The sequence below is a fragment of the Methylobacterium aquaticum genome, assembly GCF_001043915.1.
GTDB classification, from domain to species: domain Bacteria; phylum Pseudomonadota; class Alphaproteobacteria; order Rhizobiales; family Beijerinckiaceae; genus Methylobacterium; species Methylobacterium aquaticum.
The window spans coordinates 25,885-48,181 of record NZ_LABX01000045.1 but is presented as its reverse complement, the minus strand read 5'-3'; the positions used below and the strand labels follow the sequence as shown (position 1 = coordinate 48,181).

The 22,297-nt window shown below is 70.7% G+C and carries 22 protein-coding genes and 1 pseudogene; 15 read left to right on the top strand and 8 right to left on the bottom strand.

Going from position 1 to position 22,297, the window contains the following annotated elements; all coding sequences use genetic code 11:
- The 3 genes and pseudogenes from VP06_RS37915 to cobT all read left to right on the top strand — a co-directional run.
- Nucleotides 1-122, top strand: a pseudogene (locus tag VP06_RS37915) (molecular chaperone DnaJ); the annotation flags it as partial.
- 213 nt (nucleotides 123-335) lie between these two features.
- A complete protein-coding gene (gene cobS / locus VP06_RS06190; RefSeq protein ID WP_048462953.1) occupies nucleotides 336-1,319 on the top strand; it encodes a cobaltochelatase subunit CobS in 984 nt (327 codons plus the stop codon).
- 180 nt (nucleotides 1,320-1,499) lie between these two features.
- Complete coding sequence (cobT, locus tag VP06_RS06185; protein WP_048462952.1) at nucleotides 1,500-3,401, top strand: cobaltochelatase subunit CobT; 1,902 nt, start codon at nucleotides 1,500-1,502, stop codon at nucleotides 3,399-3,401.
- Nucleotides 3,402-3,748: 347 nt separating this feature from the next.
- Here cobT and rpmB read toward each other — a convergent pair whose 3' ends face one another.
- Nucleotides 3,749-4,039 carry a 50S ribosomal protein L28 gene (gene rpmB / locus VP06_RS06180; protein WP_048462951.1) on the bottom strand — a complete coding sequence of 97 codons (291 nt, stop codon included), beginning with the start codon at nucleotides 4,037-4,039 and terminating at the stop codon, nucleotides 3,749-3,751.
- A gap of 365 nt (nucleotides 4,040-4,404) precedes the next feature.
- Between rpmB and VP06_RS06175 the strand changes: the two genes are divergently transcribed.
- The 7 genes from VP06_RS06175 (at nucleotide 4,405) to VP06_RS06145 (ending at nucleotide 12,337) form a co-directional block, all read left to right on the top strand.
- A complete protein-coding gene (locus VP06_RS06175) occupies nucleotides 4,405-5,301 on the top strand; it encodes a DUF3108 domain-containing protein (RefSeq protein WP_048462959.1) in 897 nt (298 codons plus the stop codon).
- A gap of 4 nt (nucleotides 5,302-5,305) precedes the next feature.
- Nucleotides 5,306-5,641, top strand: a complete 336-nt coding sequence (locus VP06_RS06170) for a hypothetical protein (protein ID WP_053081554.1) — start codon at nucleotides 5,306-5,308, stop codon at nucleotides 5,639-5,641.
- A gap of 84 nt (nucleotides 5,642-5,725) precedes the next feature.
- Entirely contained in the window at nucleotides 5,726-9,331 is a 3,606-nt protein-coding gene (locus tag VP06_RS06165; RefSeq protein WP_048462950.1) for a helicase-related protein, read from the top strand.
- Nucleotides 9,332-9,340: 9 nt separating this feature from the next.
- Nucleotides 9,341-9,631: an RNA-binding S4 domain-containing protein gene (locus VP06_RS06160; protein WP_048462949.1), complete on the top strand. Its 291-nt coding sequence runs from the start codon at nucleotides 9,341-9,343 to the stop codon at nucleotides 9,629-9,631.
- Between the two features lie 165 nt (nucleotides 9,632-9,796).
- The gene (fdxA, locus tag VP06_RS06155; RefSeq protein ID WP_048462948.1) at nucleotides 9,797-10,135 is read left to right on the top strand and encodes a ferredoxin FdxA; all 339 of its coding nucleotides are present in this window, start codon (nucleotides 9,797-9,799) and stop codon (nucleotides 10,133-10,135) included.
- Between the two features lie 439 nt (nucleotides 10,136-10,574).
- The gene (locus VP06_RS06150; protein ID WP_048462947.1) at nucleotides 10,575-11,168 is read left to right on the top strand and encodes a CarD family transcriptional regulator; all 594 of its coding nucleotides are present in this window, start codon (nucleotides 10,575-10,577) and stop codon (nucleotides 11,166-11,168) included.
- 287 nt (nucleotides 11,169-11,455) lie between these two features.
- Nucleotides 11,456-12,337, top strand: coding sequence for an RNA polymerase factor sigma-32 (locus VP06_RS06145; protein ID WP_048462946.1), 882 nt, complete (start codon nucleotides 11,456-11,458; stop codon nucleotides 12,335-12,337).
- A gap of 322 nt (nucleotides 12,338-12,659) precedes the next feature.
- Here VP06_RS06145 and VP06_RS06140 read toward each other — a convergent pair whose 3' ends face one another.
- Together VP06_RS06140 and VP06_RS06135 are read right to left on the bottom strand one after the other, a co-directional pair.
- Nucleotides 12,660-13,340, bottom strand: a complete 681-nt coding sequence (locus tag VP06_RS06140; RefSeq protein WP_048462945.1) for a 4'-phosphopantetheinyl transferase family protein — start codon at nucleotides 13,338-13,340, stop codon at nucleotides 12,660-12,662.
- 52 nt (nucleotides 13,341-13,392) lie between these two features.
- A complete protein-coding gene (locus tag VP06_RS06135) occupies nucleotides 13,393-14,382 on the bottom strand; it encodes a LysR family transcriptional regulator (RefSeq protein WP_048462944.1) in 990 nt (329 codons plus the stop codon).
- 324 nt (nucleotides 14,383-14,706) lie between these two features.
- Here VP06_RS06135 and argJ point away from each other — a divergent pair, with 324 nt between their 5' ends.
- The 3 genes from argJ to VP06_RS06120 are packed head-to-tail and all read left to right on the top strand — an operon-like array spanning nucleotide 14,707 to nucleotide 17,168.
- Nucleotides 14,707-15,948: a bifunctional glutamate N-acetyltransferase/amino-acid acetyltransferase ArgJ gene (argJ, locus tag VP06_RS06130; RefSeq protein ID WP_048462943.1), complete on the top strand. Its 1,242-nt coding sequence runs from the start codon at nucleotides 14,707-14,709 to the stop codon at nucleotides 15,946-15,948.
- On the top strand, nucleotides 15,945-16,697 hold the full coding sequence (locus tag VP06_RS06125; RefSeq protein ID WP_245291076.1) for an SIMPL domain-containing protein: 753 nt from the start codon (nucleotides 15,945-15,947) through the stop codon (nucleotides 16,695-16,697). The genes argJ and VP06_RS06125 overlap by 4 nt, the downstream gene beginning before the upstream one ends.
- Before the next feature lie 54 nt (nucleotides 16,698-16,751).
- Nucleotides 16,752-17,168: a (deoxy)nucleoside triphosphate pyrophosphohydrolase gene (locus VP06_RS06120; RefSeq protein WP_048462942.1), complete on the top strand. Its 417-nt coding sequence runs from the start codon at nucleotides 16,752-16,754 to the stop codon at nucleotides 17,166-17,168.
- 3 nt (nucleotides 17,169-17,171) lie between these two features.
- Here the strand turns inward: VP06_RS06120 and VP06_RS06115 are convergent, their stop codons facing one another.
- Together VP06_RS06115 and VP06_RS06110 are read right to left on the bottom strand one after the other, a co-directional pair.
- On the bottom strand, nucleotides 17,172-17,525 hold the full coding sequence (locus VP06_RS06115) for a DUF427 domain-containing protein (RefSeq protein WP_048462941.1): 354 nt from the start codon (nucleotides 17,523-17,525) through the stop codon (nucleotides 17,172-17,174).
- Nucleotides 17,522-18,403 carry a methyltransferase domain-containing protein gene (locus VP06_RS06110; RefSeq protein WP_048462940.1) on the bottom strand — a complete coding sequence of 294 codons (882 nt, stop codon included), beginning with the start codon at nucleotides 18,401-18,403 and terminating at the stop codon, nucleotides 17,522-17,524. Before VP06_RS06110 ends, VP06_RS06115 begins: the two co-directional genes overlap by 4 nt.
- 124 nt (nucleotides 18,404-18,527) lie before the next feature.
- On the opposite strand from VP06_RS06110, the gene VP06_RS06105 reads away from it, so the two are divergent.
- Both VP06_RS06105 and VP06_RS06100 read left to right on the top strand, forming a co-directional pair.
- On the top strand, nucleotides 18,528-19,424 hold the full coding sequence (locus tag VP06_RS06105) for a lytic transglycosylase domain-containing protein (RefSeq protein ID WP_048462939.1): 897 nt from the start codon (nucleotides 18,528-18,530) through the stop codon (nucleotides 19,422-19,424).
- Between the two features lie 106 nt (nucleotides 19,425-19,530).
- The gene (locus tag VP06_RS06100; protein WP_048462938.1) at nucleotides 19,531-19,764 is read left to right on the top strand and encodes a hypothetical protein; all 234 of its coding nucleotides are present in this window, start codon (nucleotides 19,531-19,533) and stop codon (nucleotides 19,762-19,764) included.
- Nucleotides 19,765-19,833: 69 nt separating this feature from the next.
- Here the strand turns inward: VP06_RS06100 and VP06_RS06095 are convergent, their stop codons facing one another.
- The 3 genes from VP06_RS06095 to fabI all read right to left on the bottom strand — a co-directional run bounded on the left by VP06_RS06095 (nucleotide 19,834) and on the right by fabI (nucleotide 22,220).
- On the bottom strand, nucleotides 19,834-21,039 hold the full coding sequence (locus VP06_RS06095) for a pyrophosphate--fructose-6-phosphate 1-phosphotransferase (protein ID WP_048462937.1): 1,206 nt from the start codon (nucleotides 21,037-21,039) through the stop codon (nucleotides 19,834-19,836).
- Nucleotides 21,040-21,111: 72 nt separating this feature from the next.
- Nucleotides 21,112-21,267, bottom strand: coding sequence for a hypothetical protein (locus tag VP06_RS36020; protein ID WP_156295477.1), 156 nt, complete (start codon nucleotides 21,265-21,267; stop codon nucleotides 21,112-21,114).
- A 95-nt stretch (nucleotides 21,268-21,362) separates the two neighbouring features.
- A complete protein-coding gene (gene fabI / locus VP06_RS06090) occupies nucleotides 21,363-22,220 on the bottom strand; it encodes an enoyl-ACP reductase FabI (protein WP_048462936.1) in 858 nt (285 codons plus the stop codon).
- Nucleotides 22,221-22,297: the final 77 nt, after the last annotated feature.

The window sequence follows — 22,297 nt, the reverse complement described above, 5'->3', positions numbered from 1 at the left end:
AGTACAAGGCGCTGGTGAAGCGCTTCCACCCCGACGCCAATGGCGGCGACCGCTCCTTCGAGGACCGCCTGCGCGACATCATCAAGGCCCACGACACCCTGCGGGGCGCCGGCCTGTGCTGAGCGGAGCGGGGCCCCGGCGGGCACGGATCTCGCATCCCTGCTGCGCGACGGAGGGACTCGAAACGCGACGCCTCGCCCATATATCCGGCTCAGGCACGTTTGCGCCGGCTCCCCCCGCAGATTAAGGACATGCGGCGCCCGCCGGTCTTCCCGCGCCGTCGCGACATTCGCAGGATCGCCCATGGAGGGCCGGCCTGCCCCGACGAGGTCCGTATGCTTGCTGAGAACACGCCACCCGCTCTCCCGGACACGACCGTCTCGGTGCGCAAGGTGTTCGGGATCGATTCGAACCTCGAAGTGCCGGCCTATTCGGCCACCGACGAGCACGTGCCGGATCTCGACCCTGACTACCTGTTCGACCGCGAGACCACCCTGGCGATCCTCGCCGGCTTCGCCCGCAACCGCCGGGTGATGATCACCGGCTATCACGGCACCGGCAAGTCGACCCATGTCGAGCAGGTCGCCGCGCGGCTGAACTGGCCCTGCATTCGCATCAACCTCGACAGCCACGTCTCGCGCATCGATCTCGTCGGCAAGGACGCGATCGTGCTCAAGGAGGGCAAGCAGGTCACCGCCTTCCAGGACGGCATCCTGCCCTGGGCGTTGCAGAACAACGTCGCGCTCGTCTTCGACGAGTACGATGCCGGCCGCCCGGACGTGATGTTCGTGATCCAGCGCGTGCTGGAGGTGTCGGGCCGCCTGACGCTCCTCGACCAGAAGCGGGTGATCCGCCCCCATCCCGGCTTCCGCCTGTTCGCCACCGCCAACACGGTCGGCCTCGGCGACACGTCGGGCCTCTATCACGGCACCCAGCAGATCAACCAGGGCCAGATGGACCGCTGGTCGATCGTCACCACGCTCAACTACCTGCCGCACGACCGGGAGGTCGACATCGTCCTGTCCAAGGCGCCGCATTACCGCGGCGAGGGCGGGCGCGACGTCGTCAACAAGATGGTGCGCGTGGCCGACCTGACCCGTAACGCCTTCATCAACGGCGACCTGTCGACCGTGATGAGCCCGCGCACGGTGATCACCTGGGCGGAGAATGCCGACATCTTCAACGATATCGGCTTCGCCTTCCGGGTCACCTTCCTCAACAAGTGCGACGAGCTGGAGCGCGCCCTGGTGGCCGAGTTCTACCAGCGCTCCTTCGGCAAGGAGCTGCCCGAGAGCGCGGTCAACGTCGCGCTGAGCTGACGGCGTCGGGGCCGTCGCCGGAGGGTGGGATCCCGCTGCGCGAGCGCCGCGTCGAGGCGCCGCCGCAGCGGGGCCGGCCCCGCCGGAGGACCGACCCCGAGCGCGCCGGCGCATGCCCACGACGCCTTCCCACGACGCCGCGCCCCTCCGACTTCGACTCGCTGAAGAAGTAGCCTTGCTATGTCCATCTCCAACCGCAAGCCCGGCGAGAAGCGCGAGTCCGTCGCCGAGCCGCTGAAGCGCTCGGTGGCCGGGACGCTGCGGGCCATCGCCCGCAAGGCCGAGATCGAGGTCACCTTCGCGACCGACCGGCCGGCGCTCACCGGCGACAAGGCCCGCCTGCCGGAACCGCCGCGCAAGCTCTCCCCCGGCGACGTGGCGATCCTGCGCGGCCATGCCGATTCGATGGCGCTCCGTCTCGCCTGCCACGACAACGCGGTCCACCGGCGCCTGGCGCCCGAGAACGCCGCCGCGCGCGCGGTCTTCGACGCGGTCGAGCAGGCCCGGGTCGAGGCGATCGGCTCGCGCCGGATGGCCGGCGTCGCCGGCAACCTCACGGCGATGCTGGAGGACCGCTACCACCGCGGCGGCAAGTACGAGGAGATCACCGACCGGGCCGACGCCCCGCTCGAAGACGCCGTCGCCCTGATGGTGCGCGAGCGCCTGACTGGCCAGGCCCCGCCCCCGGCGGCGCAGCGCATCGTCGGGCTGTGGCGCGAGTTCATCGAGGACCGGGCCGGGCGCAACCTCGACGGGCTGCTCGGCACCCTGGAGGACCAGCGTGCCTTCGCCCGCTCGGTGCGCGACCTGCTCTCCTCCCTCGACATGGCGGACGAGGCGCCCCTCGATCCCGACGACGAAGAGAACGACGACGAGAACGAGGCCGAGTCGGACGAGCAGCAGGCCGGCGAGGGCGAGGCCGAGCAGCAGAGCCAGGGCGACCGGGCCGAGATGGAGGTCTCGGACGAGGCGTCCGACGAGATCGAGGAAGGCGCCACCGAGGCCGCCGACGCGCCGTCGGGAGAGTTGCCGGAGGATGCTGAGGATGCTGATTCGGAGGAAGCCTCCGAATCCTGGCGACCGCCGGGCCCGCGGGCCAACGAGCCGCGCGGCCCCGACTACAAGGTGTTCTCGCAGAAATACGACGAGGTCGTCCACGCCGAGGATCTGTGCGACGCCGACGAGCTGGCGCGCCTGCGCTCCTACCTGGACAAGCAGCTCGCCCATCTCCAGGGCGTGGTCGGGCGGCTGGCGAACCGTCTCCAGCGGCGCCTGCTCGCCCAGCAGAACCGCGCCTGGGAATTCGACCTCGAGGAAGGCCAGCTCGACCCGGCCCGGCTCGTGCGCGTCGTGATCGACCCGTTCCAGCCGCTCTCCTTCAAGCACGAGAAGGACACGAATTTCCGCGATACGGTCGTCACGCTGCTGCTCGACAATTCGGGCTCGATGCGCGGCCGGCCGATCACCGTGGCGGCGACCTGCGCCGACATCCTGGCCCGCACGCTGGAGCGCTGCGGCGTCAAGGTCGAGATCCTGGGCTTCACGACGCGTGCCTGGAAGGGCGGGCAATCGCGCGAAGCCTGGCTGCAATCGGGCAAGCCGCCGACCCCGGGGCGCCTCAACGACCTGCGCCACATCGTCTACAAGTCGGCCGACGCACCATGGCGCCGGGCGCGCAAGAATCTCGGCCTGATGATGCGCGAGGGCCTGCTCAAGGAGAACATCGACGGCGAGGCCCTGGATTGGGCCCACAAGCGCCTGCTCGGCCGGCCCGAGCAGCGCAGGATCCTGATGGTGATCTCCGACGGCGCCCCGGTCGACGACTCGACCCTCTCGGTCAATCCGGGGAATTACCTGGAGCGCCACCTGCGCTACGTCATCGACGAGATCGAGACCCGCTCACCCGTGGAGCTTCTGGCCATCGGCATCGGTCACGACGTGACCCGCTACTACCGCCGGGCCGTCACCATCATCGACGCCGAGGAACTCGGCGGCGTGATGACCGAGAAGCTGGCCGAGCTGTTCGAGGAGGATGCCGGCCCTGCGCCGGTGCGCCGGATGGCGGCAGGCGGGCGGCGGTAGAGCCATAGACCCATCCCACACACGAACCTGATTCCGAGGCGCCGCTGTGCGGCACATCGGGATCAGGTTCGTGTGTGGGCAGGACCGACGGCGTGACGGCACATCTCATACCATCGGCCCAAGATGCTGACGCGTCGGGCCGATGAACCATCTCATATTTTCGATACTCAGCCTTTGGCTGAGCGAAAATTGGAGAACGGAACCAAAGGTCGTTTTCAACGGCCGTTGGTATCAGTGGCCAAAGCGAAAAACCCCCGGGCGCCGTCGGCGCATCCGGGGGTTTTTCGTCACCGTGCTCTCGTCATCGTCCTGGCGAAGGAGTCGCTGGACGCCTCCACCGCGAAAAATCAGGCCGCCTCGGCGAGCTTCTTCTCGATCTCGCGCTTCAGCAGGCGGGCATTCTGCGACAGATCGGTCTCGCCGGCCTTGATCAGGAACGCATCCAGGCCACCGCGGTGCTCGACCGTGCGCAGGGCGTTGGCCGAGACGCGCAGGCGCACCGAGCGGCCGAGCGTGTCGGAGAGCAGGGTGACGTTGCACAGGTTCGGCAGGAACCGGCGCTTGGTCTTGCGGTTCGAGTGGCTCACGAGGTGGCCGGTGAGCACCCCCTTACCGGTGAGCTCGCAGCGACGCGACATGGTCTATATCCTCAACTGGTCTTGGTTCGGCGAGGGACCACGCAACGCGAGAGAGCCGGGCGTGCTGCGCACCCCGGACTGAACCGGACCCCGCGAAGTCCCTGGAAAGCACGCGCCTATAGAGGGAGAGTGTGGGTCTCGTCAAGGCGCAGACCCCGATCGTGCCTCCGAGCGAGCGACCCCGGGCCGCCCTCTCGCGCCCGGGAGAGGCGCGCCGCGCCGGAGTGCGGTCCGCCGGCCGGACGCGCCCCGACCAGCCACGGGGGCGCGGCGAGACGGTCCGTTAACCCTGATCGCGTCACGATAGGGACAGATTTTCCCCGCTTCATCGCAGGCGGGCGATGGCGTTCGAGATCGGTTCCCTCATGCGTTGCACGGCCTTCCTCTCGCTCGCCCTCGCGGCGGGGCTCGCCCTCCCGTCCGGCGAGGCGACGCCAGCCCAGGCGGCGCGGGGCCGCGCGCCCAAGGCCGGCGAGACGGCCGTGACGGTCGATTACGGCATCACGCTGGCCGGCGTGCCGATCGGGACCGCACAGGTCACCGGTTCGGTGCAGGGCCAGCGCTACACGATGGATGTCAGCGCCCGTCTCACCGGCCTCGTCGGCGCGATCACGGGCGGCTATGGGTCGGGCCGGGCGAGCGGCACGGTGACGGCCCGGCCGGTGCCGGCAGCCTTCGCGCTGGCCTCCCACAGCGCCAGCGCCTCGATCACCGTGCGTATGGCGATGGCCCGCGGCAACGTGGTCGCCTCCGACATCGCCCCCCCGCTGGTGCCGGACCCCGAGCGGGTGACCGTCAGCGAGACGCATAAGCGCGGCGTAATCGATCCGGTGAGCGCCCTGATGATGCCGGCGCAAGGCCACGGCGACCTGACCGATCCGCAGAATTGCAACCGCATCATCCCGGTCTTCGACGGCGCGAGCCGGTTCAACGTGGTGCTGAGCTACGGCGAGACCCGCAGCGTCCAGAAGCCCGGCTATGCGGGGCCGGTCCTCGTCTGCAAGGCGCGCTACCAGCCCATCGCCGGCCACCGGCCGGACCGGCCGGGGGTGAAGTTCATGGAGGAGAACACCGAGATGTCGGTGTGGCTCGCCCCTGTCGCCGGCGCGCGGGTGCTGCTCCCCTTGCGCATCGCCGTCCGCACCCAGATCGGCCTCAACATCATCGAGGCGACGCGGTGGTCCCAGAGCGGCCAGGGTGCCCCGGAGACGAGCGTGCAGGCGGCGGCGCAAGCGCCGGAGGCTCCGGCGGACGGGCGCTAGAACCGTGCGGCGCGCCCTCCCCTTCCTCCTCCTGCTGGCCCCGCTCCCAGCCCTTGCGGGCGGCCTCGGGAACGGGCCTGATTGCGGCGGCGACGCCTATTCCTCGGCGACGATCGGCGCGAACCCGCCCGGACCGCTCACGGCGGTGCCGGAGACCCTCTGCGCCGACCTGGAACAGGGCCGGGCGCCCGATCCCCGCATCGAGGTCATCGTTCCGGGATTCGCCCCGCCCGGCCTGCCGTCGCCCTCCCCGTATGGCGATCGGTCCGTCTCCGCCCCATATGACGGGAGGCCGCCGGCCGGGCCACGGCTGCTCCGCGGCCGCGATCCGGAGCGCTGAAGGGGTCGCGCGACGGCTCCGGCGCCGAGTTCGGGACGGCGCGGCGGCTGCTGCCAATCGCCCCGAGGATGTCTGTCCGACCCGATGACGCGCCGTTCCCTCTCACCGCAGGCCCGCTTGCGCGGCGCCACGGCGGTGCTCGGTCCCACCAATACCGGCAAGACCCACCTCGCCATCGAGCGGATGCTCGGCCACCCGACCGGCATGATCGGTTTGCCGCTGCGGCTCCTCGCCCGCGAGGTCTATCACCGCGTGGTCGAGCGGATCGGACCCGAGCGGGTCGCCCTCGTCACCGGCGAGGAGAAGATCAAGCCGCACCGGCCGAGCTACTGGATCTGCACCGCCGAGGCGATGCCGCGGGACAGCGAGGTCGATTTCGTCGGCATCGACGAGATCCAGCTCGGTGCCGACCGCGACCGCGGCCACACCTTCACCGACCGCCTGCTGCACCAGCGTGGCCGCGAGGAGACGCTGCTGATCGGCTCGGCCACGATGGAGCCGCTGGTCAAAGCGCTGATCCCCGGCATCCACGTCACCACCCGGCCGCGCCTGTCGCAGCTGAGCTTCGCCGGCAGCCGCAAGCTCTCGCGCCTGCCCCAGCGCAGCGCCATCGTGGCGTTCTCGGCCGAGGAGGTCTATGCCATCGCCGAATTGCTGCGGCGCCAGCGCGGCGGCGCCGCGGTGGTGCTCGGCGCCCTCTCGCCCCGCACCCGCAACGCCCAGGTCGAGCTCTACCAGTCCGGCGAGGTCGATTACCTGGTGGCGACCGACGCCGTCGGCATGGGGCTCAACCTCGACGTCGACCACGTCGCCTTCGCGTCGAACCGCAAGTTCGACGGCACGCGCTTCCGCGATCTCTCCCCTTCCGAGATGGCGCAGATCGCCGGACGCGCCGGGCGCCACCTGCGCGACGGCACCTTCGGCACCACCGGGCGCTGCCCGCCGCTGGAAGCCGAGATGGTGGAGGCCCTGGAGAGCCACACCTTCGAGCCGCTGCGGATGCTGCAATGGCGCAACCCCGACCTCGATTTCCACTCGGTCGACGCTCTGCGCCGCAGCCTCGGCGAGCACCCGACCGAACGCGGCCTGACCCGCGCTCCCACCGGCGACGACGAGGCGGCCCTCGACCTTCTGGCGAAGGAGGACGACATCCGCGACTACGCCACCTCGAAGAGCGCGGTCGAGCGGCTCTGGGCGGTCTGCGGCGTCCCGGATTATCGGAAATCGGCGATCCAGACCCATGCCGACCTGATCGCCCAGCTCTTCCGCTTCCTGATGCGCGGCATGGCCGGTCGGATCCCGGTCGACTGGTTTTCCCAGCACGTCGCCATGGTCGATCGCACCGACGGGGACATCGACGCCCTGTCGCAGCGCATCGCTCACGTGCGAACATGGACCTTCGTGGCGAATCGGCCGGACTGGCTCGCCGACCCGGAGCATTGGCAGGGCGAGACGCGTCGGGTAGAGGACAGGCTGTCCGACGCCTTGCACGAGCGGCTGGCGAGTCGATTCGTCGATCGGCGCACCAGCGTGCTGATGCGGCGCCTGAGAGAGAATACCATGTTGGAAGCTGAGATCACCGCAGGCGGCGACGTGACGGTCGAGGGACAGCACGTCGGCCACCTGCACGGGTTCCAGTTCGTGCCGGATCCCGGCGCCGAGGGCCAGGAAGCCAAGACCCTGCGCAGCGCCGCCGAGAAGGCGCTGGCGAGCGAGATCGAGGCGCGGGCCGACCGGTTCGCCGCCGCGGCCGACGCCGCCCTGGTGCTCTCGAATGACGGCACGATCCGCTGGACCGGCAACCCGGTCGCCAAGCTCGTCCCGGGCGAGAAGCTCTACGCCCCGGGCCTGCGGCTGCTGGCCGACGAGCAGCTCGCCGGCGCGGCCCGCGAGAAGGTCGAGACCCGGCTGAACGCCTGGCTCAAGGCGCATATCGTGCGCCTGCTCGGACCCGCGCTGGAGCTGGAGACCGCCGCCGACCTGACCGGCCTTGCCCGCGGCATCGGCTTCCAGGTGGCGGAGGCGCTGGGCGTGCTGGAGCGCGCCAAGGTCCTCAACGAGATGCGCAGCCTCGATCAGGAGGGCCGCGCGGCGCTTCGCAAGCACGGCGTGCGCTTCGGCGCCTACCACATCACCATGCCGGCCCTGCTGAAGCCCGCGCCGCGCACGCTCGCCGCGCAGCTCTGGGCCTTGCAGAATGGCGGCCTCGACCAGCGAGGCCTCGACGAGATCGCGCATCTCGCCGGCTCCGGCCGCACCTCGATGCCGGTCGATCCCGAGATCGCCAAGGGCCTCTACCGCGCCGCCGGCTTCCGGGTCTGCGGCGGCCGGGCGGTGCGCGTCGACATCCTGGAACGCCTCGCCGACCTGATCCGCCCGGCCATCGCCTACGTGCCCGGCACCACCCCGGGCGAGCCGCCTCCGGGCGCCGCCGACAAGGACGGCTTCGTGCCGACCGTCGGCATGACCTCGCTGGTCGGCTGCTCGGGCGAGGATTTCGCCTCGATCCTGAAGTCCCTCGGCTACGTCGTCGACCGCCGGCCCGGCCCGGCGATCACCGTGGCCCTGCGCCCGGCCGCCCCGATGGTGCCGGTGCAGCCGAAGGTGGTGGAAGCCGGCGAGGCTCCGGCGGAGGCAGGCGAGGCCGCGGATGCCGCGACCGGTGACGACGCGCAGGCCGAGGCCGTGACGGCGGACACGGCGCCGAGCGAGGAGGCCGGTCACCACGCGACGGCCGCCGAGGCGACGGCCGCCGAGCCGGTGCAGGCCGAGGCGACGGAGCAGGCCCAGGAGGCGGCGGCCCAGGAGGCTGCGACCTATCATGAGGCTGCGGCCCAGGAGGCTGCGGCCCAGGAGGCCGTTACCCAAGACGCCACCCAAGACGTCATCCCCCAGCAAGACGTCATCACTCACCACGACGTCGTCACCCAGGACGCCGTGACCGAAGAGGCTTCGGCTCAAGAGACCGTCGCCCAGGATGGTGCGGTCGAGGCGCCGGCATTCGAGGAGCCGGCCGCGGTCGAGGCCACCGACGCCGCGGCGGGCGAGACCGACGAGACTGCGCCCGTGGAGACGGCCGAGGCGACGGGTGAGCCCGCCGCGCCGGCGGAGCCGATCATGATCGAGGTGTGGCGGATGCACCGCCACCAGCGCAGCCATGCGCCGCGCCACCAGGGCCGCGGCCGGCCGCAGGACGGCCAGTCGCGCGAAGGCCAGCGGGACGGCCGCCCGCGCGGCGGCTTCCAACGCCCCGATCCGCGCAGCGGCGAGGGGAGCGAGGGCGCGCCGGCGGAGCAGCGGGCCCATCATCGCGCGCCCCGCGACGGCCAGCGCTGGGGCGATCGGCGCCCGGCGGACAACCGGGGCGAGAGCCGCCCCGCCGGCGGGGGCGAGAGCCGTCCCGCCGGCGAGGGTCGGCCCGAGACCCGCTTCGAGGGCCGTGGCGGCGAGAACCGGAGCGAGAACCGGGGTGAGGGTCGCCGCGACGGGCGTCCCCCGCGCGGGCCGTATCCGGGTGGTCGCGAGGGAGGCCGTCCGCCGCAGGAACGTCGTGACGGCGCCCCGCGCAACGGCGGCCAGCACGAGGCCCGGCCGCCCCGCCGCGAGCGCGCCCCGGATCCGGATTCCCCCTTCGCCAAGCTTCTCGCCCTCAAGGCGCAGATGGAGGCGAGGGACGGCGACAAGCGCTGACCGGGCGCCATGCGCGCGGACCGGCAGCGCCTCGACAAGTGGCTGTGGTTCGCGCGCTTCGCCAAGACGCGCTCATTGGCCGCGCGCCTCATCGAGGACGGCTTCGTGCGGGTGAACGGCCAGCGGGCCGACGCGCCCTCGAAGGCGCTGGCGGTGGGCGACGTCGTCACGGTCGCGGCTCAGCACGTCACGGCGGCGGTGCGGGTGCTCGATCTCGGCGAGCGGCGGGGCCCGGCGCCCGAGGCGAGGCTGCTCTATGCCGATCTCTCGGCGGGCCCCTCGCCCGACGATGCAGGCTGACGGCCCCGCGGGCGAAAGCGTGACGCGAAGGCGACGCGCCCGGGCAACGCGAGGCCGCCCCCCACAGGGTGGCTTGCAAGCCCGGCCTCCCGGGTCTAAGGCCCGCCCCAGATGCCCCGGGCGCCACGCGAGCGCCCTGCTCAGCCTTCGAGGTTTGACCGGCCCATGACCTACGTCGTCACCGAGAACTGCATCAAGTGCAAGTACATGGACTGCGTGGAGGTGTGTCCGGTCGACTGCTTCTACGAGGGCGAGAACATGCTCGTCATCCAGCCGGACGAATGCATCGATTGCGGCGTGTGCGAGCCGGAATGCCCGGCCGAGGCGATCAAGCCCGATACCGAGCCGGGCCTGGAGAGCTGGCTGAAGCTGAACGCCGACATGGCGAAGAGCTGGCCCAACATCACCCAGAAGAAGGCTGCCCCGGCCGACGCCAAGGAATGGGACGGCAAGACCGGCAAGTTCGAGGCTCATTTCTCGGCCAATCCCGGCTCGGGTGACTGAGCCGTCCGACCGATCCGGCCGGGATGGTTGCTGCTCCGTTGCCATCCCTGCCGGATCCGCATGGCCGGTCTGCGATTGGCCCGTTACGCTGGTGAAACATCATGCAGGGTGCCCGGGCAGCCATGCCGGGCGCCTGAATTTTTTTGATTTTCTGGCCTCTTCGTGCTAGGTTCCTGATCGCCGTCGCTTGCGTCCGACGTGCGGCCTTCGTCCACCGAGCGGGATTTCTTCGATGGGGCGAGGCGGCATGCGATCAGCCGAGGTGGATCTTATCCGGTCCGCAGCGCGTTCGGACGTTCCTTAGCTATGGTTTGACAGGGACTGGCGGACGCCCCTCAGGACGTCCGGCAGGCGCGTATTTTTCGCCGGGTGCCCTGACCCGGATGAATGATCCGGTCGCGGACATTGCCGCGAACGGTGACCTGGAGGCCACCCCCGCATGACGACCGCCAAGAAGACGACAGCCGCCCGGCAGGGCTTCAAGACCGGCGAAGCGATCGTGTACCCGGCCCACGGCGTCGGCCGCATCACGGCCATCGAGGAGCAGGAGATCGCCGGCTACAAGCTAGAGCTGTTCGTGGTGTCGTTCGAGAAGGACAAGATGGTCCTGCGGGTCCCGACCGCCAAGGCGAACTCGGTCGGCATGCGCAAGCTCGCCGAGCCCGAGCTGGTCAAGAAGGCGCTCGACGTGCTCACCGGCCGCGCCCGGGTGAAGCGCACCATGTGGTCGCGCCGGGCACAGGAATACGAGGCGAAGATCAATTCCGGCGACCTGATCGCCGTGACCGAGGTGGTGCGCGATCTCTACCGCTCGGACGCCCAGCCCGAGCAATCCTATTCCGAGCGCCAGCTCTACGAGGCGGCCCTCGACCGGGTGGTGCGCGAGATCGCGGCGGTGAACCGCATCACCGACACCGAGTCGCTCAAGCTGATCGAGCAGAGCCTCGCCAAGTCGCCGCGCCGGGCCAAGGGCGCCGAGGCGGAGGCCGAGGCCGACGGCGAGGACCTGCAAGACGAGGCCGAGGCGGCCTGACGCCTCCCTTTCCTCTGACAGCCACCCTACGAAAGCCCGGCCCCGTGCCGGGCTTTCGCCTGTGCGGGCCCCTCGGTCCGACGCTCCCGCATCCTGCCCGTCCCTGTCACGCCGAGGCGATTGCCGCGTTCGCGAGGCAATCGCACCGCTGGGGATTTTTTCGCGGTGCGGGAACCGTCCGGGTGGTCTCGCCGTTGTCGCAGGCCTTGCGGTGTAACGGGCGCGCGTCATGCTGCGCCCGGGCCTCATCGCGATACACAGCGCTCACCATAGCGGCGGAGGCGGGGATGGCGGAAATCGCAGGCATACGTCGGCAGTTCGTGCGAGTTGCGATGGATGCCCCCTTCCTCGAAAGGGAGGAGGAGCGCGGCCTCGCGGTGCGCTGGAAGGACGAGCGTGACGAGCAGGCCCTGCACCGTCTGATCTCCGCCCATATGCGGCTCGTGATCGCGCTTGCCGGCCGCTTCCGCCATTACGGCCTGCCGATGGCGGATCTGGTCCAGGAAGGCCATGTCGGCCTGATGGAAGCGGCCGCCCGCTTCGAGCCCGAGCGGGACGTGCGCTTCTCCACCTACGCGACCTGGTGGATCCGGGCGTCGATCCAGGATTACATCCTGCGCAATTGGTCAATCGTCCGCGGCGGCACCTCCTCGGCCCAGAAGGCCCTGTTCTTCAACCTCCGCCGCCTGCGCGCCCGGCTGATGCAATCGACCGACGAGCGCGTCGGTGACGAGATCCATCGCCGCATTGCCACCGCCATCGGCGTCTCCCGCGAGGACGTGGCGCTGATGGATGCCCGCCTCTCGGGCCCGGATATGTCGCTCAACGCCCCCGTGGGCGATGACGGCGAAGCCTCGGCCGAGCGGGTCGACTTTCTGGTCGACACATCTCCCCTGCCCGACGAGACGGTCTCCGACGCCGTCGACGGCGAGCGCCGCCTGACCTGGCTGCGGCAGGCGCTCACCGTGTTGTCCGAGCGCGAGTTGCGCATCCTGCACGAGCGGCGCCTCGCCGAAGACCAGGCGACCCTGGAGGCCCTCGGCCACCGCCTCGGCATCTCCAAGGAGCGCGTGCGCCAGATCGAGAACCGCGCCCTCGAGAAGCTGCGCCGCGCTCTCGCAGAGCGCTTCCCGCAATCGGATGCCACCGGGATGAGCGCCTACGTCTGATGCCAACGGTCGTTGGAAACGACCTTTGGTGCCGTTCTTAAATTTTCGCCAAGCCCAAGGTCCCGGACATCTGCGCTTGGCATCGAGAATTCGAGATTGGATCAGCGGCCGCGTCGATCTCGGGCCTGCCCGAGATCGAATCGATGCGTCAGCATCCTCGGCCGTTGGTATGATGCGCTCGATCCTGTTTGACACGGTCGTCGTCAGTCCGAAGCCGCGACGCGGAGCCCGGATTGACGACTTCGGCACGGAACCGGCTGCTCACACGCAACGAGCGTGTCGGACGAAGGTGGGCATTTTGCCCACGGCAAGAGTCGGCCGATCAACCCGCGACCGCGACCACCACCTCGACTCCCTCCGCCGCCGCCCAGGCGAAGCGCGCCCCATCCGGCAGGACCCGTGACGCCGCCCGCAGCGACAGCCCCGCCCGCTCCAAGCGCCAGGCCGCGCCGTCCGGCGTCAACCAGACCGAGCACGGCTCGGCGACCAGCCCCTCGCCAGTCGCCTTCAGGCACGCTTCCTTGACCGACCAGAATTCCAGCGCGCGGCGCGGCCGCGCCCCGGCTGGCAGGCCGCGATAGGCTGCGAGTTCGGCCGGGTGCAGGAAGACCGGCGCCAGGCGGTCCCAATCCACCGGCCGGACGGCGCCTTCGACATCGACGCCGATCCGACCGACGGTCGACAGGCCGACAGCGACCCAGCCGCCGCCATGGCTCAGGTTCAGGTCGAGGGCTGCCCCTGGGAGGAAGGGCCGGCCGCCCGCGTCCCGCGCCAGCGTGAGCCCGGCCGGGTCTCGGCCGAGCCAGGATCCGAGCAGATGGCGCAGCAGCCCGTGCGCCGCCATGCGCTCGTGACGGTCCTGCGGCTGCCGGAAGCGGGCGATGCGCGCCGCTTCGTCCGGCGGCAATCCCCGGCGCTCCGGCGGCAGGGCAGCCACCGCATCGGCCGGGACCGCCACCGCAAGGGCCCCGCCCGTGAACACGAGAGTCGAAAGGTCCGTCACATCGCCGCGCCCCCACCCGCCCCCGCGCTAAAGCACGGGCGGGCAGCCCGCGTCACGCCTCCTGAAGGTCGTACAGGGTGGCGAGTTCGACCTCGTCCAGGGTGACGCCGCGGGGTGCCAGCTGCTCCGCGAGCTGGCGCGACGCGAAGGCGATGAAGCTGCGGGTCTTGGCCGGGAGCAGCCGCGAGGTCGTGACGAGGTAGACCGGGTTCGGCAAGCCGCGCCATTCGGGCAGCACCCGCTCCAGGCGTCCGGCCTCCATATCCTGCTCGACGTCGATCACCTGGAGGAGGCCGATCCCGTGCCCCGACGTGACGAGGCGCCGGGCCATGCCCTGGCTGTTGCTTGAGACCGCGCGGCCGACCCGGGCCGAGACCGATGCGTCGTCCCGCTCCAGCGGCCAGCTTCCCGATGGCGATGCGGCCGCGGGCGACGTCCCGGATGCCGAAGGCGCCACCAGCACCGCCTGGTGCCGCGCGAGATCGGCCGGGGTGTCGGGCCGCCCGGCCCGGTCGAGGTAATCGGGTGCGGCGAACAGGCCGGTCTCGAGCTGCGCCACCTTGCGGGTGATCATCGAGGTCTCCCGCGGCGCCCCGACGGCGAGCGCCAGGTCGTAGCCGTCCTGGGCTAGGTCGACGAGATGCGGCCAGACGTCGAGATGCACCCGCACCTGGGCATAGCGCCGCGCATAGTCGCCGGCGACGGCGGAGAGGTGGCGCAGCACCCACGGATCGGGCGGCGCCGCGATCTTGAGGAGGCCGCTCGGCCCCTTCGCCTGCGCGATCAGTTCGTCGAAGGTGCGCTGCGCCTCTTCCACCAGGCGGGTCGCCTGCTCGTAATACGCCTCGCCATGCGGAGTCAGCACGATCTTGCGGGTGGTGCGGTCGAGCAGGCGCAGACCGATCGAGGTCTCGAACTGGGTGATGCGCCGGGAGAGGGACGAGATCGGCACGTCGAGCGCCACAGCGGCCTGACTGAAGCTCTTCCGCTTCGCAACCTCGACGAAGAGCGCCATGTCGCGAAGGACTTGCGGGTGGGCCAAGCGGGAACCTCCGACGCGGATGGGGGCGCGGGACCGCGCCTCCCGGGCTGTTCCTCTAGATGATAAGCTGCAACTCTAGATAAGGAAACTCCGCCGGGCCCCTGCGTCAGCCCCTTGGCGAAAATTACCGTTCCGTGTGGCGGCCCTCGGCGCGCCCAACGGGCGCCGGCACTCCGACGCCGGTTTTTCAAGCAAAACGTGCACAACCGATAATACAACCAATGCCGCCGTCGCGGCGCCGGCCCGGTTGACGCAGGGCGCCTTGGCGGGGCAACACCGCGGCGCCGACGCGGACGACGAGGCGTCGGCGGACCGGAGCCCCGCATGTCTCATCCCGTCTCGCCGCTCGCGCCCAAGCACCAGCCCGCCCTGCCGCCGATTGCTGGCGTGCGTCTCGCCACCGCGCAGGCCGGCATCCGCTATCGCGGCCGCACCGACGTGCTGCTGGTCCTGCTCGATCCGGGCACCCGGGCCGCTGGCGTCTTCACCCGCTCGAAATGCCCCTCCGCCGCCGTTGACTGGTGCCGCGAGACCCTGCGCGGCGGGCAATCGGCCCGGGCGCTGGTGGTCAATTCCGGCAATGCCAACGCCTTCACGGGTCTCAAGGGCCGCGAATCGGTGCGGCTCACCGCCGAGATCGCCGGGAAGGCGGCGGATTGCGCCCCCGGCGAGGTCTTCATCGCCTCGACCGGCGTGATCGGCGAACCCCTCGACGCCACCAAGTTCGACGGCGTGCTGGCCGAATGCGCCGGCCGCACCGGCCCGGACGCGGAGCGCTGGACCGAGGCCGCCCGCGCCATCATGACCACCGACACCTTTCCCAAGCTCGCCACCCGCCGGGTGCGGCTCAACGGCGCCGAGGTGACGATCAACGGCATCGCCAAGGGCGCCGGCATGATCGCGCCCGACATGGCGACGATGCTCTCCTTCGTGTTCACCGATGCCGACCTCCCGGCCGAGGTGCTCCAGGCGCTGCTGAGCCGTGGCGTCGCCAAGAGCTTCAATTGCTGCACGGTCGACGGCGACACCTCGACCTCCGACACCCTGATGCTGTTCGCCACCGCCAGGGCCGGCAACGCGCCCGTCGCGTCGGCCGAGGATCCGGCCGTGGCCGAGTTCGCGGAGGCGCTCGACGGCCTGCTGATCGAGCTGGCCCAGCTGGTCGCCCGCGACGGCGAGGGGGCGCGCAAGTTCGTCACCGTCGAGGTCAATGGCGCGACCGACGACGCCTCGGCGCACCGGATCGCGATGTCGATCGCCAACTCGCCGCTGGTGAAGACCGCGGTGGCGGGTGAGGATGCCAATTGGGGCCGGGTGGTGATGGCGGTCGGCAAGGCCGGCGAGCCCGCCGACCGCGACCGGCTGGCGATCTGGTTCGGCGACGTGCGCGTCGCCGTCGAGGGCGCCCGCGATCCCGGCTACGACGAGGAGGCGGCGTCCGCGGCGATGCGCGGCGACGAGGTCAGGATCGGGGTCGATCTCGGCCTGGGCACCGGCGCGGCCCGGGTCTGGACCTGCGACCTCACCAAAGCCTACATTGAGATCAACGGGGATTACCGTTCGTGAGGGCGGCGGCGCTCCTCCTGGGCGCGCTGCTGGCGGGGACTTCCATCATCCTGGCGGGGACTTCCATCATCCTGGCGGGGCCTGCCTTCGCCGACGACGCGGCGCCGGGCCGGATCAGCGTCGTCGGCCGGGCGAGCCGAGAGGTGGTGCCGGACTTCGCCACCGTGGAGGTCGCGGTGGAGAGCCGCGGCCCGACCCCGGCCGCCGCCCTCGACCAGAACTCGGCGGCGGCCCGCAAGGTGTTGGACCTTGCCGGCGAGTTCGGTATCGTGGGTGCCGATCTGGCCACGGCGGCCGTGTCCCTGCGCCCGGCCAGCAAGACGGTGCGCGATCCCGGCGGTCAGGTGCGGGACGTCCCCGACGGCTTTCAGGCGACCAATTCCGTCTCCCTCCGGGTGCGCGATCTCAAGCGCCTCGGCGCCGTGATGCGCCGCCTCATCGACGGCGGGTCCGACCGGATCGGCGGCGTCGCCTTCGGGTTGTCGGATCCGGGTCAAACGGAGAATGCGGTCCGGGCCGAGGCGGTCCGGGATGCGCGCCGTCAGGCCGAGGCCCTGGCGGAGGCGGCGGGCACCCGCCTCGGCCGCCTCGCGAGCATCGTCTCGCCGCCGCGGGAGGGCACGCCTGCGCCGATCCATGCCCGCGCCTTCGCCGCCAAGGCGGCGCCCGGCGGCCTCGCCGTCCCGGTCGAGCCCGGCACCCTCGCGATCGAGGCCGCCGTCGAGGTCACATACCAGGTCGCGCCCTGACGGGCGCGATCTCCCCGCCCGTCAACCGAATTGCCCGACATGGCTGACACCCCGATGGTCGAACCACTCAAGCTCCTCCTCGTGGTGGCCGTCGCCCTCGTGGATCCGGACGGGCGCGTGCTCCTGGCGCAGCGCCCGCCCGGCAAGCAGCTGGCGGGCCTGTGGGAATTCCCCGGCGGCAAGATCGAGCCGGGCGAGCGCCCGGAGGAGACGCTGATCCGCGAACTCGCGGAAGAACTCGGCATCACCGTGAAGGGGGAGTGCCTCGCGCCGTTGAGCTTCGCGAGCCACCCCTACGAGACCTTCCACCTGCTGATGCCGCTCTATATCTGCCGGCGCTGGGACGGCTTCGTGCAGTCCCGGGAGGGGCAGGCACTCACATGGGTGCGCCCGCGCGACCTTGCGACCTACCCGATGCCCCCGGCCGACCTGCCGCTGCTGCCGGCGATCGTCGACCTCCTCGGGCCGTGACGCTCAATCGGTGAACTCTTCGATCGCGTCGACCTTGCTCGGATAGAAGGCCAGGTAGCCGGCGATCGCCGCCACCGCCGGGAACGGCGCCTCGTAGCTCCAGACCGCGTTCCTCCGCTCGAGCCCGCCCGCGGTGAGCGAGTAGTAGCTCGCATCGCCCTTGCGCGGGCAATGCGTGCGGTGCTCGGTTCGCGCGAAAAGGTCCATCTCGGCATCCTCGCGCGGGATGTACTGCACCGGCGGCATGCCGCCCTCGCGCAGGGTCAGGGCCCGGGTGGTCTCTGCGACGATCGTGCCGCCGAGCATCACGCGGATGCGATGCGGGTTCGGCGTGAGCGTGATGGACGTGTCCGTCATGATGGCTCCTTGCGTTCGACGGTGCCGAGGGCATCGGCCAGCCGGGCTTGGGCGCTGCCCGGCCGCAGCGGCTTCTGCTGGCTCTCGTGCGGCACCCAGCCCGACAGCCAGATCAGCTCGAAGGTGGCGCGCAGGCGCCCATCCGCATCCGCGAAGCGCTCGGCATAGAGGTGGGCCGCCCGCATCAGGGTCTCGCGGCGCAACGCGCCGCGGCGTTCGCGCAGGGCGTTGGTGAGCCCCATGGCGCGCAGGTCGCGCATCAGCCCGACGGGATCGCCGTAGCGCACCGTCACGGTCTCGACATCGGTGACCGGCAGGGCAAAGCCGGCGCGCTGGAGCAGGCCGCCGAGGTCGCGCACCTCGGCGAAGGGAGCGACCCGCGGGCTCACGCCGCCCTCGACCTCGCTCTCGGCCTGGGTGAGGACCTGGCGCAGCTCCGTCAGGGTGCGCCCGCCGAGCAGGCAGCCAACGAACAGCCCGTCGGGCTTCAGCGCCCGGCGAACCTGGACCAGGGCGCCGGGCAGGTCGTTGGCGTGCTGGAGCGCCAGCAGCGACACTGCAAGGTCGAAGCGGCGATCGGCGAAGGGCAGAGCCTCCGGATCGCCGATGGCGACGGTGAGGCCGGGGCTGGCCGGCTCGGGCACGGGGGCGAGCCGGGTGACGGCGGCGGCCCGGCCGCTCCGCCGCAACCAGGCTGCCGCTGCCGGCACCGGGGTTGCGAGGTCGAGGGCGCTGGGAAATTCCCGCAAGACCGCGTCGAGGCGGTCCGACAGGTCGTCGACCGCCCGCGCGACCAGAAAATCGGCGAATCCGGCGCGGCGGGCGCGGGCGAGGCGCTTGCGGATCAGGGCGGAGTCGAACAGGAGCGGCGAGGACATCGCCCGCTAGATGGCGCGGCTGCGGGCGCGGCGCCAGGGCTGCGTGCCCCCGTGAGGATCCGAAACACCCCGCGACGATCGTACCGTGCCGAATCGTTCAGCGAATCGGGCTAAGGGTGCGCCCGTGACCCGCCCTCTCCTCCTCATCCTGGCCCTCGCCTCGCCGGCTCTCGCCGCGCTGGGCCTCGCTTCCCCTGCCGCGGCGGCCCCGGCGGCGCCCGTCCCCGCCGTCGAGAGCAAGGAAGAGACGATCGAGCAGGCCTTGTGCCGGCTGATCGAGGGTGCCGCCCAGTCCAAAGGGCTGCCGGTCGCCTTTCTCACCCGGCTGATCTGGCGCGAGAGCAGCTTCCGCCCCGGAGTAGTGAGCCGTGCCGGGGCGCAGGGTGTGGCGCAGTTCATGCCCGGCACGGCGCAGGAGCGCGGCCTCGCCGATCCGTTCGACCCCGAGCAGGCGATCCCGGCCGCGGCGGGGTTCCTGATCGACCTGCGAGGGCGCTTCGGCAATCTCGGCCTCGCGGCGGCGGCCTATAATGGTGGGCCCGGCCGCGTCTCCGCCTGGCTCGCCGGCACCGGCGGCCTGCCGGCCGAAACCCGCGCCTATGTCGCGGCGATCACCGGACGCAGCGCCGAGGACTGGGCCGCAGCCGCCAAGGAGGAGCCGAAGAGCGACCTGACCGAACCCGAGGGCACCCGCTGCCTTGCGATCACGGCCGCCTTGCGCATCCGCGGCCGCACCGATGCCTTCTTCGCCGAGACTGCGGCAGCCTTGGCCCCCTGGGGCATCCAGCTCGCCGGCAATTTTTCGAAGTCAATCGCCCTGGCGAGCTTCGGCCGGGCCCGCGATCGCTACGCCGCGATCCTGGGCGACGTGCGCCCGATGATCATCGGCACCCGGCTGCGCCACCGCGGGACCCGGGCCTTCTACCGCATCCGCGTGCCCTCGGAGACCCGCGCCAGCGCCGAGGCCCTGTGTGCCCGCATCCGCCGTGTCGGCGGTGCCTGCCTGGTCCTGAAAACCTGAGGTTGGTGCCAAGTCACCCAAATGGGTGATGACACAAGGGGAGCCTCCCTGTTTCGTTCGGCACGCGAGATCGATCGCATGGCGGACGAGCAAGGAGGGAAGCCTCATGAAGTTCGGCGATGGCGTGCCCCGGTGGGCGCGGAGGCGGGTCGAGCGGCACTTGGCGCGCCACAGCGACGGTAAGATCGTCCGCTGGATGTCGTTCGCGCCGGGGCACGGGCGGATCGCGCCCGAGGCCAAGGCGCCCGAGATTGGCGGAAACATCCTGGCCTTCATCCGCCGGTCCCCCGCGGCGGAGCCAGGCCACGCTGTCCCAACGCTCGACGCGACGGGATCGTGACGGTGACCTCAGGTGAAACCCTCGGTCCGGCGCCATGGCGGCGCCGGCTCGCTCATCCGTGCTCCTCTCTCACCCGTGCTCCTGGCCGATCTCGTCCAGTAGAGCGGTGAACCATGGCGTCGTCGGATCGAAGGTCTTGCCGCCGCGGATGCGCGGGAACTCGATCGCCCGCAGGCGGCCACCCTGGTCCTCGTCGTGGCCGATCACGCCCGAGACACCCTTCAGCCCGCATTCGACCGCAAGGTCGACCATGCCCTGGATCAACCTCAGGTCGTCCGCATTCGGCGCGGCCGAGCGACAGAAATGGCCGGATTTGAGCACCAGGCTCTTCTCCGCCCCGATCATCGGCGCGAAGCGATCGGCGAACCACTTGCCGACATTGACGGTGTCGATCTTGACGTGGCCGAACGGATCGCGGCCCAAAACCTCGCCGCGCCCCTCGAACTCAGCCACGATCTCGTCGAGGCCGGCGCCCTCGCTGAGGAAGATCGTGACGCAATCCTTGGCATCGAGCCGGGCGCGCAGCCGCTCGGCCTCGCGGCCGATGTCGAAGGGCAGCTCCGGCAGGTAGACCGCGTCCACGTCCTTGTGGGCCCGGTCGAACCCGAATTCCGGCAGGAAGGCGGCGCGGTCCAGGCGCTCGCGATAGGCCAGGGCCGTCGCGGCCGTGAGCCAGCCGCATTTGCGGCCCATGATCTCGTGGACGATCAGCATGCGCGGGTTGGCGCTCTGCTCGTTGACGATGTTCTCGGCGAAGATCGCCCCCTGCTCCGCCGCGCTCCAGGCGCCCAGCGTCTGGCGGATCGGCACCACGTCGTTGTCGATGGTCTTCGGCAATCCGACCACCGTCAGATGGTAGCCGTTCGACTCCAGATAGGCCGCGAGATCGGCCGCCGTCGTGTTGGTGTCGTCGCCCCCGATCGTGTGCAGCACCGTGACCTGATCGCGGGCGAGCTGCTCGGCTGCGACCTTGAGGGGATCCTGCCCCTCCTTGACCAGGCCGCGCTTGACGCAATCCTTGACGTTGGTGAGCTTGATCCGGCTGTTGCCGAGCGGCGAGCCGCCCTGGCGCAGGAGCAGGGGCGCCTTGGCCCGCACCTCCGGGGTGACGGTGAGGAACTCGCCGAGGAGCACACCCTTGTAGCCGCTGCGATAGCCGATGATCTCGGCCTCCGGCGCGAGGTCGGTATAGCGGGCGATCAGCCCGCCGACCGCCGCCGACAGGCAGGGAGCGAGGCCGCCGGCGGTGAGCATGGCGATCTTGGGGGTGGGCATGAGGGGCTCCACATTGCGACGTGGGGACCACATGGCGCCGAAGAGGCCGCCGGTCCAGTCCCCGTCGGAGCGTCAGGGGTGTCCCGTGCCGCGTCGCGCGCGTGCCATCCGGCACGGGCCGCGCTCGATCAAACCGAACATCAAGCCGTTGATTTTACGGTTCTGTTTTTGATCGCCGGATCCCCAGCCGGTGTCGGGCAAGCCCGACATGATCTGGTCGAGTGACACCGGTCAAGCCGACATCGCCTGGAGAGAGGATCCCGCGATCAAAACTCCAACGTCAAGTGGGCCGCTTGAAGTGGGCCGCTTGGAGTCGGCTCCGTTTAGTCCTTGTCGAGGCTGAGGTCCGGCGCCTCGGGGTTCTTCATGCCGACGACGTGGTAACCGGCATCGACGTGCAGGATCTCGCCCGTCATGCCGCGCGACATGTCGGAGATCAGGTAGGCTGCGGTCTCGCCGACCTCGTCGATGGTCACCGTGCGCCGCAAGGGCGCGTTGTACTCGTTCCACTTGAGAATGTAGCGGAAATCGCCGATGCCGGACGCGGCCAGCGTCTTGATCGGGCCGGCCGAGATCGCGTTGACGCGGATCTTCTGCGGCCCGAGATCGGCCGCGAGGTAGCGCACCGACGCTTCGAGCGCCGCCTTGGCGACGCCCATCACGTTGTAATGCGGCATCCACTTCTCGGCGCCGTAATAGGTCAGGGTCAGCAGCGAGCCGCCATTGCGCATCAGTGTCTCGGCACGCTGGGCGATGGCCGTGAACGAATAGCAGGAGATCAGCAGCGACTTCGAAAAGTTCGCCTCGCTCGTATCGAGGTAGCGCCCGGTCAGCTCGTCCTTGTCCGAGAAGGCGATGCAGTGGACGACGAAGTCAATCCCGTCGGGGAAGTGCCGGCCGGTGGCCTCGAAGGCCGCGTCGATCGAGGCCGGATCGGTGACGTCGCAATGGCCGACGACGGCAGCGTCCAGCTCGCGGGCGAGCGGCTCGACGCGCTTCTTCAAGGCCTCGCCCTGATAGGTGAAGGCCAGCTCCGCGCCGTGCTGGCGCGCGCTGCGGGCGATGCCCCAGGCGATCGAGCGGTTGTTGGCGACGCCGAGCACGAGGCCGCGCTTGCCGGCGAGAAGCCCGGTGCGGGGCTGCCCGCCATCCTGTACGTGTGCCCGGTTCGAGTCAGCCATGAGTCACCCAAAGAACAGCCGCCACGGGAGGCCGGCGGCGGCCGGTTGGACCCGGCCGTGCATGGCGCCCCAGCGGC

What these genes read in the sequence shown, in the direction of transcription:
- cobS (WP_048462953.1), top strand. Translation starts at nt 336, where the DNA reads ATGCTTGCTGAGAACACGCCACCCGCTCTCCCGGACACGACCGTCTCG.
- cobT (WP_048462952.1), top strand. Translation starts at nt 1,500, where the DNA reads ATGTCCATCTCCAACCGCAAGCCCGGCGAGAAGCGCGAGTCCGTCGCC.
- rpmB (WP_048462951.1), bottom strand. Translation starts at nt 4,039, where the DNA reads ATGTCGCGTCGCTGCGAGCTCACCGGTAAGGGGGTGCTCACCGGCCAC.
- VP06_RS06175 (WP_048462959.1), top strand. Translation starts at nt 4,405, where the DNA reads ATGCGTTGCACGGCCTTCCTCTCGCTCGCCCTCGCGGCGGGGCTCGCC.
- VP06_RS06165 (WP_048462950.1), top strand. Translation starts at nt 5,726, where the DNA reads ATGACGCGCCGTTCCCTCTCACCGCAGGCCCGCTTGCGCGGCGCCACG.
- VP06_RS06160 (WP_048462949.1), top strand. Translation starts at nt 9,341, where the DNA reads ATGCGCGCGGACCGGCAGCGCCTCGACAAGTGGCTGTGGTTCGCGCGC.
- fdxA (WP_048462948.1), top strand. Translation starts at nt 9,797, where the DNA reads ATGACCTACGTCGTCACCGAGAACTGCATCAAGTGCAAGTACATGGAC.
- VP06_RS06150 (WP_048462947.1), top strand. Translation starts at nt 10,575, where the DNA reads ATGACGACCGCCAAGAAGACGACAGCCGCCCGGCAGGGCTTCAAGACC.
- VP06_RS06145 (WP_048462946.1), top strand. Translation starts at nt 11,456, where the DNA reads ATGGCGGAAATCGCAGGCATACGTCGGCAGTTCGTGCGAGTTGCGATG.
- argJ (WP_048462943.1), top strand. Translation starts at nt 14,707, where the DNA reads ATGTCTCATCCCGTCTCGCCGCTCGCGCCCAAGCACCAGCCCGCCCTG.
- VP06_RS06120 (WP_048462942.1), top strand. Translation starts at nt 16,752, where the DNA reads ATGGTCGAACCACTCAAGCTCCTCCTCGTGGTGGCCGTCGCCCTCGTG.
- VP06_RS06115 (WP_048462941.1), bottom strand. Translation starts at nt 17,525, where the DNA reads ATGACGGACACGTCCATCACGCTCACGCCGAACCCGCATCGCATCCGC.
- VP06_RS06110 (WP_048462940.1), bottom strand. Translation starts at nt 18,403, where the DNA reads ATGTCCTCGCCGCTCCTGTTCGACTCCGCCCTGATCCGCAAGCGCCTC.
- VP06_RS06100 (WP_048462938.1), top strand. Translation starts at nt 19,531, where the DNA reads ATGAAGTTCGGCGATGGCGTGCCCCGGTGGGCGCGGAGGCGGGTCGAG.
- VP06_RS06095 (WP_048462937.1), bottom strand. Translation starts at nt 21,039, where the DNA reads ATGCCCACCCCCAAGATCGCCATGCTCACCGCCGGCGGCCTCGCTCCC.
- fabI (WP_048462936.1), bottom strand. Translation starts at nt 22,220, where the DNA reads ATGGCTGACTCGAACCGGGCACACGTACAGGATGGCGGGCAGCCCCGC.